At 54.0% G+C, this 12915-nt stretch carries 11 protein-coding genes; 5 read left to right on the top strand and 6 right to left on the bottom strand.

Translation table 11 applies throughout. The annotated features are described in order from the left end of the window. Positions 1-54 precede the first annotated feature (54 nt). From kdpC to ACZRKO_RS10815, 4 genes are all read right to left on the bottom strand, one after another. A complete protein-coding gene (gene kdpC, locus ACZRKO_RS10830; RefSeq protein WP_463737185.1) occupies positions 55-630 on the bottom strand; it encodes a potassium-transporting ATPase subunit KdpC in 576 nt (191 codons plus the stop codon). A gap of 63 nt (positions 631-693) precedes the next feature. Next, on the bottom strand, positions 694-2760 hold the full coding sequence (gene kdpB / locus ACZRKO_RS10825) for a potassium-transporting ATPase subunit KdpB (protein ID WP_463737184.1): 2067 nt from the start codon (positions 2758-2760) through the stop codon (positions 694-696). Between the two features lie 43 nt (positions 2761-2803). Further along, a complete protein-coding gene (gene kdpA / locus ACZRKO_RS10820; RefSeq protein ID WP_463737183.1) occupies positions 2804-4492 on the bottom strand; it encodes a potassium-transporting ATPase subunit KdpA in 1689 nt (562 codons plus the stop codon). A gap of 2 nt (positions 4493-4494) precedes the next feature. Continuing rightward, entirely contained in the window at positions 4495-4584 is a 90-nt protein-coding gene (locus ACZRKO_RS10815) for a K(+)-transporting ATPase subunit F (RefSeq protein ID WP_463737182.1), read from the bottom strand. Positions 4585-5048: 464 nt separating this feature from the next. Here ACZRKO_RS10815 and ACZRKO_RS10810 point away from each other — a divergent pair, with 464 nt between their 5' ends. The 4 genes from ACZRKO_RS10810 (at position 5049) to ACZRKO_RS10795 (ending at position 8981) form a co-directional block, all read left to right on the top strand. Further along, entirely contained in the window at positions 5049-5255 is a 207-nt protein-coding gene (locus ACZRKO_RS10810; protein ID WP_463737181.1) for a DUF2517 family protein, read from the top strand. A gap of 304 nt (positions 5256-5559) precedes the next feature. Continuing rightward, entirely contained in the window at positions 5560-6513 is a 954-nt protein-coding gene (locus ACZRKO_RS10805; protein ID WP_463737180.1) for a YbgA family protein, read from the top strand. Between the two features lie 9 nt (positions 6514-6522). Continuing rightward, the gene (gene phrB / locus ACZRKO_RS10800) at positions 6523-7962 is read left to right on the top strand and encodes a deoxyribodipyrimidine photo-lyase (protein WP_463737179.1); all 1440 of its coding nucleotides are present in this window, start codon (positions 6523-6525) and stop codon (positions 7960-7962) included. Between the two features lie 38 nt (positions 7963-8000). After that, positions 8001-8981, top strand: a complete 981-nt coding sequence (locus ACZRKO_RS10795; RefSeq protein WP_463737178.1) for an MBL fold metallo-hydrolase — start codon at positions 8001-8003, stop codon at positions 8979-8981. Positions 8982-9032: 51 nt separating this feature from the next. On the opposite strand, the gene ACZRKO_RS10790 is transcribed toward ACZRKO_RS10795, so the two are convergent. Then, positions 9033-10481 carry an FGGY-family carbohydrate kinase gene (locus ACZRKO_RS10790; protein ID WP_463737177.1) on the bottom strand — a complete coding sequence of 483 codons (1449 nt, stop codon included), beginning with the start codon at positions 10479-10481 and terminating at the stop codon, positions 9033-9035. Between the two features lie 28 nt (positions 10482-10509). After that, entirely contained in the window at positions 10510-11799 is a 1290-nt protein-coding gene (locus tag ACZRKO_RS10785) for an MFS transporter (protein WP_463737176.1), read from the bottom strand. A 317-nt stretch (positions 11800-12116) separates the two neighbouring features. Here ACZRKO_RS10785 and ACZRKO_RS10780 point away from each other — a divergent pair, with 317 nt between their 5' ends. After that, positions 12117-12902 carry an SDR family oxidoreductase gene (locus ACZRKO_RS10780; RefSeq protein WP_463737175.1) on the top strand — a complete coding sequence of 262 codons (786 nt, stop codon included), beginning with the start codon at positions 12117-12119 and terminating at the stop codon, positions 12900-12902. Positions 12903-12915: the final 13 nt, after the last annotated feature.

The following is a 12915-nucleotide window of genomic DNA, read 5'->3' as shown; positions in this document are numbered from 1 at the left end:
TTTCTCTGAAAGGTGCAGCATGTTGCGCCCTGATACGGCTATATGTCCGGCCAGTTACTGTGCTTTCACCTGATCCAAAGCATGATTCAATTGAACCACGTTCACGACGGTCGGGCCGAGGAAATTCACCAGCGGCGAGACGGTATTATCATCAATCAGTTTATTTACCTGCGCCACCGTTAAACCACGGGCGCTGGCAACACGTGGAGCCTGCCACTGCGCTGCTTCCACCGAGATTTGCGGGTCCAGACCACTGCCGGAAGCCGTCACCAGATCCACCGGTACCTGTGGCGAACTTTGTGGATTCGCCAGACGCAGTGCCGCCACGCGATCCGCCACGGCTTTGTCCAGCGCCGGATTGCTGACCGCCAGGTTGCTGCCGCCGGAGGCCATCGGATTATAGGGCGAATCTGACGTTGCTGACGGGCGTCCCCAGAAATAGTTGGTGTGGGTAAAGTTCTGACCAATCAGTTCAGAACCGATCAACACGCCGTTATCGCGGATAAGCGACCCTTCAGCACGGTAGCTAAATGCCGCAGAAGAGATCCCGGTGGTCACAAACGGGTAGATAACCCCGGTTGCCAGCGTCAGGAAAACTGTCATCACAATCGCAGGGCGAAGGTAGCTCATGCATTCTGCTTTGGGTGCCCGATTAACAGACTGAGTACGTAACACAGACATTGTCTCTTCCCCTTAACTTAAATGTAAAACGGTGAGGATCACGTCGATCACCTTGATACCGATGAAAGGCACTATCAGACCACCCACACCATAAATCCATAGGTTGCGGCGCAATAAGGACGCGGCACTCATGGCTTTATAGCTGACACCGCGTAACGCCAGTGGGATCAGGAACACAATCACCAGGGCGTTGAAAATAACCGCCGACAAAATCGCGGAGGCAGGGGAGTGCAGATGCATAACGTTAAGCGCATTCAACTGCGGATAGGTTGCTGCGAACGCCGCCGGAATGATGGCGAAGTATTTGGCAACGTCGTTGGCGATACTGAACGTCGTCAGGGAGCCGCGCGTCATCAGCATCTGTTTACCGATATGCACCACTTCAATCAGCTTGGTCGGGTTGGAATCCAGATCCACCATGTTTCCGGCTTCTTTCGCTGCCTGTGTCCCGGAGTTCATGGCAACCGCGACGTCAGCCTGCGCCAGTGCCGGGGCGTCGTTGGTACCGTCGCCGGTCATCGCCACCAGGCGACCTTCGGATTGGTATTGACGAATCAGTGCCAGTTTGGCTTCCGGTGTGGCTTCTGACAGGAAGTCATCCACACCGGCTTCCGCCGCGATAGCCGCCGCGGTCAACCGGTTGTCACCGGTGATCATCACGGTTTTGATGCCCATTTTACGCAGCTCGCCAAAGCGCTCTTTAATGCCGCCTTTGACGATATCCTTCAGCTCAACCACGCCCAGCACGCGGGCATCCTCGGCCACCACCAGCGGTGTTCCGCCTTTGCGGGCCACGGTTTCTACCAGCCCTTCGATAGCCAGCGGGAAGCTGCCGCCGTTGGTTTCAACGTGACGACGGATAGCATCGACAGAGCCTTTACGGATACAGCGATCACCGATGTTCACGCCGCTCATACGGGTTTGCGCCGAGAACGGAACAAAGGTGGCATTCAGCGAGTGAATGTCGCGTTCACGCAGGTTAAAGCGCTGTTTCGCCAGAACCACAATACTGCGGCCTTCTGGCGTTTCGTCAGCCAATGAAGATAACTGCGCGACATCAGCCAGTTCCTGTTCCGTCACGCCCGGTGCGGGCAGGAACTGTGATGCCTGGCGGTTACCGAGCGTGATGGTCCCGGTTTTATCCAGCAACAGCACGTCTACGTCACCAGCCGCTTCAACCGCACGGCCACTGGTGGCAATCACGTTCGCTTCCAGCATGCGGCTCATACCGGCCACACCGATGGCCGACAGCAAGCCACCGATAGTGGTTGGAATAAGGCAAACCAGCAGCGCCACTAATACCGTCACGGTTACCGGTACGCCGACATGGCTGGCGTCAACGCTAAACAGTGAGAACGGATATAGCGTGGCCGTCGCCAGTACGAACACCAGCGTCAGCGCCACCAGCAGAATGGTCAGCGCCACTTCGTTTGGCGTTTTGCGACGTTTAGCGCCTTCCACCATGGCGATCATCCGGTCAAGGAAGGTGTCGCCCGGGTTAGCGGAGCACTGCACCACCAGCCAGTCAGACAGTACGCGGGTACCGCCGGTGACGGAGGAGAAATCACCGCCGGACTCGCGGATCACCGGTGCAGACTCACCGGTGATGGCGCTTTCATCGACTGATGCGCCGCCGACTAAGACTTCACCGTCGCACGGTACGGTATCACCAGCTTCGATCAGTACCATGTCGCCTTTACGCAGGGAGTCGGCCGCCACTTTGATCACCGGTGATTCCGGGCGCGGTTCATAAATCTTCTTCGCCCAGCTGGTTTTCTGTACCCCTTTCAGGCTCTGCGCCTGGGCCTTACTGCGGCCTTCAGCCAGTGCTTCAGCAAAGTTGGCAAACAGTACGGTGAACCACAGCCACAGTGACACGCTGCCGGTAAACCCGGCGCTGCCGTCGGTTTGTTTGAAAAGAATAGCCAGCCAGATGATCGTGGTCAGAATACTGCCCAGATAGACCACGAACATCACGGGATTACGCCACTGGACGCGCGGATCCAGTTTCTTCACCGAGTCAAGCAGGGCGGTGCGGATCAGGCGCGGTTCAAACAGCGCACGTTGTTTACGAGTCATTTTATTTATCTCACTCATCATCAGTTCAACGGGTTACGCGGCATTATTGGCCGGACCACACCTGCAAATGTTCAGCGACAGGACCAAGGGCCAGCGCAGGAACGAAGGTCAGCGCACCGACCAGCAGAACCGTACCGACCAGCAGGCCGATAAACAGTGGGCCGGAAGTTGGCAGCGTACCGTTGCCCGCTTTCTGACGTTTTTTCGCAACCAGAGAACCTGCAATCGCCAGTACCGGTAAAATCACCCCAAAACGACCAAAGAACATACATACCGCTAACAGAATGTTGTAGAACGGCGTGTTGACGCTCAGGCCACCAAAGGCGCTGCCGTTGTTGTTGGCGGCAGACGAAACGGCATACAGCACTTCGCTGAAACCGTGTGCGCCTGGGTTAGCAATACCGGCCTTACCTGCATCAGTGACTAATGCCAGCGCGGTCCCCAGCAATACCAGTGTCGGTGTGACCAGAATCGCCAGCGCGGTCATCTTCATGTCATAAACGTCAATCTTCTTACCGAGATATTCCGGCGTGCGGCCAATCATCAGACCGGCGATAAACACCGTCAGCAGCACGAACAACAACATGCCGTACAGACCAGAACCCACGCCGCCGAAGACCACTTCACCGATTTGCATCAGCCACATCGGCACCATCCCGCCGAGCGCGGTGAAGGAGTCATGCATGGCGTTAACCGCACCGCATGACGCCGCCGTCGTGACCGCAGCAAAGAAGCTGGAAGCCAGAATACCGAAGCGGCTCTCCTTGCCTTCCATATTGATGTTGCTGGTGGCACCGAGCTGCGTGAAGTGCGGGTTGCCCTGCAATTCGGCGTACATGATAACGACCACCGACACCACGAAGATGATGGACATTGCCCACACCAGCGCATGACCCTGACGGTTATCACCGACCACACGACCAAAGGCGAAGCACAGCGCACAAGGGATGAGGAAAATCGACAGCATCTGCACCATATTGGTCATGGCCGTCGGGTTCTCAAACGGATGCGCCGAGTTAGCGCCGAAGAAGCCACCGCCGTTGGTGCCTATCATCTTGATCGCTTCCTGCGACGCTACTGGCCCCATCGGCAGCGTCTGCTGCAAGCCTTCCAGCGTCGTGACATGCTGATAGGCTTCGAAGTTCTGCAACACGCCCTGGCTGACGTAATAGAGTGCGATCAGCAGACAGATAGGGATCAGCAGATACATCGTGATGCGCCACAAATCGGCCCAGGCGTTACCGATGGTGTGCGCGCAAGGGCGTGCAAACGCACGGATCAGCGCAAAGGCCACGGCAATCCCGGTAGCCGCCGACAAGAAGTTCTGTACGGTCAGACCCACCATCTGGCTGAAGTAGCTCAGCGTGCTTTCGCCGCTGTAAGCCTGCCAGTTGGTGTTACTCACAAAACTGACGGCGGTGTTGAAGGCCAGATCCCATGACAACCCGCCGAAGTTCTGCGGGTTCATCGGTAACGCGCCTTGCGCCATCAGCAGCGCCATTAAAATCACTATCCCCAGAATGTTGAAAACCATGATGGCCAGTGCGTATTGCCACCAGTTCATCTCGGTTTCGGAACTGCCTGCTGTGCGAAGTACCCCACGATCAAAACGCTGTAAAAACCCTATGGGCTGACCTTCAATCAGCTGAGCAATAAAATTTCCCAGTGGTTTAGAGAGCAGCAATAGCACCAGCATAAAACTGGCGATCATTAAAAAACCCGAAGCTGCCATTTTTAAAACTCCTCCGCATTAAGCAGGGCATAAACCAAGTAGCCGAGTAACAACAGGACCAGCAGTGAGCCGCAAATTACGCCAACAGTCACATTCCACCTCCACAGGTGATTTTTATGTTGCAGCGAGGATATGAAAACGCAGGAAAAGATCCTGAAAAGATAAAGGCCCCTCGTGTAAAGAAAGTATAAAAATCCCATCGCGCCTGGTGCCGTCCCTGCGGTGGCTACGCTGACTCACCCCAGTCACTTACCTGAATAGCGCCCGGAGATTCACTCTATTGCCGGCTTGCTACAACGCGAATGGCTAGGGATTGGGCTGAGGAGAGTAAATAACAGGGTTGGCTTATTTATTTTTTCATTGTTGAAACATAAAAATGTATTTATTTAACTTTTATGTAACTCAATTACAGGTGTAGGCCAAAACTGTCGTTTTTTTACGCTTTAAGTGGTCAGATGAGTAGTAAACTTTCATCCGTTGCGGTAAAATTTTGTTCAATTTACAGGTTCAGGGTGTTTCTGAATCTAACTTAAAACTTTCCGAAAGGAGCAACGCTATGTCTGATTACACGCCGTATACGCTGACCCGCATCATCACCCGCCGCGCTCTGGTGCTGGCCGCAGGTTTGCTGGCATTACCGGTGATGCTTTTCCGCCAGGACCGCGCCCGTTTTTACAGCTATTTACACCGTATTTGGCTGAAAACCAGTGACAAGCCAGTGTGGCTGGCGCATGCGGAAGTCGCAGCGCAAGACTTCTACTAAATCCACTAAGTCCTTGACGCTACAGCGGCGTTAGCTTCGCGCCCTCACCCGAATCACTGACTTGAGTCAGCTCATCGGGGTTCATGCACTTGCTGCCTTGCTGTATCGCCAATGACTTAGTGGATTCCTGTGTTCCACCTTTTCAAATTCTTTCCTAAACCCCGGTTAACTGGCCGGGGTTTTTTATTGTCTGAATCTCAAACCTGTACAACATTATTTTGTTGTATAACTTATACTGGATCATAACCGGGGTTGATGAGTGTTTCTTCAGCCCTCTTTCCACAACATCGTCAGGGAGTCGCCAATGAGTGAACATATTCCGGTTGGGATCAGCGCCTGTCTGGTGGGGGAAAAAGTCCGTTTTGATGGCGGTCATAAGCGGCTGGCGTTCGCCGTCGAGCAGTTGGCGCCTTATGTGCGTTTCGAACCGATCTGTCCGGAGATGGCGATAGGCCTGCCGACACCACGGCCTGCGCTGCGTCTGGTCCGGCAGGGTGAGGGTGTCGCCATGCGCTTCAGTAATGATGAAAGCATTGATGTGACGGAGCTGATGCAGAGCTACGCCGAAAAACGTACCGAGTCGCTCGGGCATTTATGCGGGTACATCCTTTGTGCTAAATCGCCAAGCTGCGGTATGGAGCGGGTGCGGGTCTACAGCGCTAACGGGAAAGACGGGCAGAAATGCGGCGTGGGTATTTATGCCGCCGAGCTGATGAAACGTTTTCCGTGGCTGCCGGTGGAAGAGGATGGACGCCTGAATGATCCGGTACTGCGTGAGAACTTTGTCGAGCGGGTATTTGCGCTGTATGAGCTTAACCAGCTACGTGCCGGTGGCCTGACGCGCGGCAAACTGATGGAGTTTCACAGCCGCTACAAACTCTCTCTGCTGTCGCACTCCCAGTTGCAGTACCGGGAACTGGGCCGTTTTGTTGCTGGTATGGCCGGATGGGAATCACTGGAGGATTATTTTACTGAATACCGCCAGCGGCTGATGACGCTGTTACAACAAAAAGCCACGCGCCGTAACCACACCAATGTGCTGATGCACGTTCAGGGTTATTTCCGCCGCCAGCTTAATGCACATCAGCGCCAGGAACTGACCCAGCTCATCGACCGCTACCGTCAGGGTGTGCAGCCCTTATTGGCTCCCATTACGTTGCTCAAACATTACATGTCGGAATATCCCGATGCCTATCTTGCAGGCCAGCGTTATTTCGAACCGTATCCGGAAGCTCTGAGACTGAGATACGGACATTAAGGGATATTTATGACGACGAATTTAGTCTGGTTTCGCAATGACTTGCGCATGACCGATAACCGCGCGCTGCATGCTGCCTGCGAAGATCCGCAGGCAAAGGTGATGGCCGTGTTTGTCGCTACGCCAAAACAGTGGGAAAGCCATGTGATGGCACCGCGTCAGGCGGCTTTTATTTATCAGCATTTACAGGCGTTGCAGGTTTCGCTGGCCGAACGTGGCATTGAACTGTTTTATCACCAGTGCGATGACTTCGCGGCAGGTAATCTTTGGCTGAAAGATTTCTGCCAGCAGCAGAACGTCGATGCGCTGTTCTATAACAAACAATATGAAATCAACGAACGCGAGCGGGATACCGCGCTGGAAAGCGCATTAAAGAGCAGCGTGATCACGCGAAGTTTTGATGACAGCCTGCTGTTACCTCCCGGCTCAGTCACGACCGGTGAAGGCACGATGTACAAGGTCTACACGCCATTTCGCCGGGCCTTTCTTGAGCGCCTGACCGAGTCAGAGAGTCGCTCACTGCCTGCGCCGAAACGCCGCGACATTGACGGCGACGTCGCCCTGCATCCGCTGAACCCGTACGATATGGCGCAGCAGGAGATCGGCGACGATTTTCCGGTGGGCGAAGAAGCAGCACGTGAGCGCCTGCGCACCTTCTGCCGGGAAACCGTGCAGGATTATCTTGAGCAGCGGGACCTGCCCGCCGTGGAGGGCACCAGTTCGCTGTCGCCTTATCTGGCTATCGGCGTACTCTCCCCGCGCCAGTGTTTCAACCGCCTGCGCACCGAATGCCCTGACGTACTTGAACGCCGCGACGGCGGTGCGTTCGGCTGGCTCAATGAGCTGGTGTGGCGCGAATTTTACCGCCATTTGCTGGTGGCCTGGCCGACGCTTTGCATGCATCAGCCGTTTATCGCCTGGACTGACAATGTGCGCTGGCGACATGCACCGCAGGATTTGCAGGCGTGGAAAGCGGGGAAAACCGGCTATCCCATTGTCGATGCCGCGATGCGCCAGCTCAACGCCACCGGCTGGATGCACAACCGCTTGCGGATGATCGTCGCCAGTTTTCTGGTCAAAGATTTATTGATCGACTGGCGTGAAGGCGAGCGCTATTTCATGTCGCAACTGCTCGATGGGGATCTGGCGGCCAACAACGGCGGCTGGCAGTGGGGGGCATCCACCGGCACCGACGCCGCGCCTTATTTTCGTATTTTCAACCCGACCACTCAGGGCGAGCGCTTCGACAAAGACGGGCGATTCATTAAAGCCTGGGTGCCGGAGTTGACCGACGTCCCAGAAAAAGAGATCCACCAGCCGCATCGGTGGGCTGAGAAACAACATCGCGTGCTAGACTACCCGACGCCGGTTATCGATCACTCCCACGCCCGCAAAGACACGCTGGCGGCGTTCGAATCGGCAAAACGAGGGAGTCAGCCCGCGGGCTGACCACCAACAGAAATCTTCACCACACACGGAGCGATGTGATGAGAAACAAAATGTTGGCGCTGATCCTGGCGTGTTCGGCCAGTCAGGCCATGGCCGGTTTTGATGTTGTGGCGCTTGGCGTGCACGGCGGCGTGGAAGAGGGAAATCTCACCTCGTATTTGATTCGCAGCGACGATCAAAAATTGTACCTCGGGCTGGATGCCGGTTCGGTTCTGCCGGGCATCAGCAAGGCGCTGGAAAAAGGCGCATTCCCACAGGTGACGGTGGAAAACTCTGCCCCTTATACCCCGCAGGGCGCAGTGTTTCGTAATCTGATCGGCGGTTACTTCATCAGCCACGGTCATCTGGATCACCTGGCCGGGCTAATCATCAGCTCGCCGGAAGACAGCCATAAACCCCTTTATGGCACGGCAGACACCATCGGCACCCTGCGTCAACACTACTTCAATGGAAAGGTCTGGCCCAATTTTACCGATGCGGGCAGCGGTTTACGCATTGGTACTTACCGGCTGAATTCTCCGCGTCCGGCGCAACGCTTTTCCCTCGGCCTGACAGGGCTGGACGGCGTTATCTATCCGCTGAGTCACGGCGGCACGCCATCGAGTATGATTTTAGTCAGTCGCAAAGATGAGTCATTTGCCTTCTTTGGGGACACGGGGCCGGATCAGGTCGAGAAGTCGAAAAATCTGGAGACGGTCTGGCGCGTGCTGGGAGATGAAGTAAAAGCTAAGCGCCTGAAGGGGATCATCATAGAAACCTCTTATCCGGACGGCGTACCGGACAGCAAACTGTTCGGTCATCTCACGCCGGAATGGTTGCTCAAAGAGCTGAAAGTGTTTGAAACCGCCAGCGGCGGCGCGGGCTCGCTCCAGGGCTTGACGGTTGTCATCAGCCACGTTAAACCAAGCCTCAAAGCGGGAGCCGATCCTGAAACCGAAATCATGCAGCAGCTGAACAAAGGCAATGATTTGGGCGTGAAGTTTGTCAGGATGCAGCAGGGCGATGCGTTGTCGTTGTAACTTATCGTCTATGAGAAAAAGGGGAAACCGACGTTTCCCCGTAAGAAAAACCTAGTCGACCAGCGGGCTCAGTGCCTGCAACAGCGGGTCGAGCTGCGAATTGACCCGCTGATAAACCTGCTGATTGAGTGCGCAATACAGCGCATGGTTTTGTGCATCCGGGGTGAAGTGTTCACCCATGCGCACCATTTTCTGCGTGGCTTGCTCATAATCGCTGAAAACTCCCACGGCCATTCCCGCATTAACTGCGCAACCTACGGCGGCTGAGCCTTTCATGGCATTACGCCGGGTAGGAACGCCAAAGATGTCGGCAAAGATCTGCATGAACAGGTCGCTGTTGGCGCCGCCGCCCGAAATAATCAGATTTTTAAACGGCACGCCTAACTCCTGCGCCATCTTATCCATGTGATTTTTCATGGTGAAAGCGATCCCTTCCAGCATTGAGCGGTACATATGCGCCCGCGTGTGGCGGCCATCAAACCCGATCATCGCGCCTTTGCGGAATTCTGCTTCTGACGGCGGCGCCCAGTCATGTACGGTGAGCAAGCCCTCACACCCGGCGGGAACCCGGCTGGCTTCCTGATTGAGCAGGTCTTCAATACTGAGATCGTTTTGCTGCGCATCGGCCTGAGCGGCAGCGCCGAACTGGTCGCGGAACCAACTGATGGTCCACATGCCGCGCCGTACACCCATGCATTCGTACAGATAGCGGCCCGGCACCGAAGCCTGGAACGGCCAGAAGTGTTGGGCATTTTTGACATTGGCCTGACCGTGTACCATTGCGCCGATGTACGTACCCAGCGAAATCAGCGCCACACCGGGTTCGAGCGTGCCAGCTCCCAGCGCTTCTACTGCCTTGTCGTGCGCGGTGGCAATCACGGGGATCCCGGCCGGCAATCCCAGATGCTGTGCCGCTTTGTCACTCAGATGCCCCAGAACCTCTCCGGGTTTAACAACGTCGAATACGGCGTTTAGCGTCAGGTTGCAGCTTTTCCATTGGGCCGGGTCCCGGCTCCAGTCGAGCGTGTCGTTATCCATCGGCCACCAGCCAATGTAATTGGCGCAGGTATCGCGGAATTCGCCGGTCAGCCGATGGGTAATATATCCAGACGTGGTGGTGACATATTTCACCCCCTGATAAGCGTCGAGGTATTCATAAGGTTTATTCAGGCGTTTATCCATCCAGTTGAGCACCGGATAGGCCAGCTCGCCATTTTCTTTCAGCAGCACGCGGCAGCAACGGATCACGCATACGCCCATTGCCAGAATATTCTGCGGCTTGCCGCCCAGCCTGTTGAAGTTCGCCATCACTTTGTGAAACGCGACGGTGAGAGCGTCCCAAAGGTCATCATCGGGATGCTCCGCAAGCAGCGGAGCCGGGATCTCCAGTTTGCGCAGCGCCTGTTTTCCTTCACACACCACATTGCCATCGGTATCGAAAATGACCACTTTGGCGCTTTGCGTACCGACATCTACGCCCATTAAATACGTCTTATCCATGTTTAAGGCCTCCGATAAAGAAATAAATTTAGTCTGTCAGGTGTATTGATGTCAGCGGCTGCGCTGCTGCAGTGCGGCAGCGTTTAATATTCTTGAACAGCAAGCTGGTGAAGATCAGCACCACGGCGGTAGCGGCTATCCCCATCAGCCACATATTCCGATAGGCTTCGGCAGCGGGCAGAGTGTCCTGCCAGTGACCGACCAGCGGATAGACGAAGACGTCGGGCAAAAATCCAATGACTGAACAAATCCCGACGGTGGTACCCATAATATATTTGGGGGTACGCGCTTCGCCGATGCAGGCGAAATAGAGGCCGCGCGAGGCATAGCAAGTAAACGCCAGCAGCAAAATCAGGCCAATGCCCACCGCGACCGATTGCGGATGTTGGTTAGTGATCAGCAAAATACCGAGCGTGGCTATGCTCACCAATGCCAGTAATTGAATGGCGCGCGTCGGGGACTTCAGGCGGCTGTAGGTGGTGATAATTCCGCCCAATGGCCCACACAGTGCGCGGAAAATCTTGTTGATCACAATGCCCATGTAACTGGCGGCGACTAACGTCATACCGTACATTTCGGTCAAATAATTCGTTGAATAGCTGAGAATGGCGTAGATGGTGTACACGCCAAAAATGATCATGCTGCAATACCAGGTGGTACTGATTTTCAGCACTGAAGTGATGTCTTTGAGGCTGAACTTTTCTTTTTCCGGTGCGTCACTGGCTGGCGTAAAACCGTCGGTGACAAAAAACCAGCACAGAATACCGAGCAGGATGTATACCGCACTGTAAATCAGGATCACGGCTTTCAGGCTGGACGGATTATCGGGGGCGAAAAGGGAAAAGACCCACATGCTGAACACCGCCAGTGCCATCACACCCACACCGCGCAGGCCTTCCATCCAGCCCATGATCTTGCCCTGTTCGTCATGGTTGCCCAACAGTGAAGCCGCTTTGATCGACACTGACCACAGCAGCAGGATAGTGGTGACGGCGAAAGCGATTTGAATCAGGATCATCACCCAGAACGGCGGATAGACGGCCATTAATAAACCCAGCAGGCCGGTGGCTATCATTGAAAAAGTCATCATTTTTTTATGGGAGAATTTATCGGCCATAATACCGCTGGGGGCGTAAAGAATAATGGCAGTAATACCAAATGTGCTCATAATTAAGCCAATTTCGGTATTGTTAAAACCCATAAATTTTGCCATGGGGATTTGATAAATATAACGCAGGTATGCCAAATCGAAACTAACGCCGCCGCTGATACTAATTATTGCCAGTGTCAGCCAGCGGTGAAAATTGGATTTCTCCATGGTGTATCCCCGATATTGTTAAATGTCTTCAGGCAAAAAAAAAGAGAAAAGCAGACTTCCCAAAAGCTGGGAAGTTACTTTTCTCTTCATCTCTGGTAACTGCCCACAGTAGTAACATGGCGCTTTGATGACATACCGTGAGAATACTCACAGATTGAGTAAAGATTTTTTATGTGAAATAAATCACAGAATGTCGCCAGGGGTTCATGGTACTTCTTTTAGCCAGTTACTAGAGACGATGAGAAAAGTAGCTTCCCTTAAGGGGGAAGTGTGCTTTTCTCTTTTTTTTTGGATTTTTTCAGGCAAGGAATTTCATCATGTCATTAAATGCGCTCAATGAATTCTCTCTGGACTTCTTTTCCCTCAAGGGCAAAACAGCGATTGTCACCGGTGGCAACAGTGGTTTAGGTCAGGCCTTTGCTGTTGCGCTGGCGAAAGCCGGGGCCAATTTGTTTATTCCCAGCTTCATTATGGATAAAGGCGAAACCCGCGACCTGATTGAAAAACAAGGCGTTCGCGTTGAGTTCATGCAAGTGGATATTACTGAGGCAGGGGCGCCAGCCAGGGTGATTTCCCAATGTCTGGAAACCTTCGGCACGGTGGACATTCTGGTGAATAATGCCGGGATTTGTAAGCTGAATAAAGTGCTGGATTTCGGCCGCGCAGATTGGGATCCGATGATCGCAATTAATCTCACGGCGGCCTTTGAATTAAGCCATGAAGCGGCAAAAGTCATGATCCCAAATAAACAGGGGAAAATTATTAATATTTGTTCACTGTTTTCCTATCTGGGAGGGCAATGGTCACCGGCTTATTCTGCGACGAAACATGCGCTGGCGGGATTCACCAAAGCCTATTGTGATGAACTCGGCCAATACAATATTCAGGTTAACGGTATCGCCCCAGGATATTACGCAACAGAAATTACCGTTGAAACACGGAAAAACCCGGTCACTAATCAACGCGTGTTAGACCATATTCCGGCTAACCGTTGGGGGGAGACTCAGGATTTAATGGGTGCAATGGTGTTTTTAGCCAGTCGCGCATCCAACTATGTTAACGGTCATCTTCTGGTGGTCGATGGTGGATATTTAGTCCGCTAATTCTGCTCATTTT

This window comes from Ewingella sp. C233 (assembly GCF_055407225.1).
The sequence above is the reverse complement of the archived record's forward strand: the minus strand, read 5'-3'. Positions and strand labels throughout refer to the sequence as shown.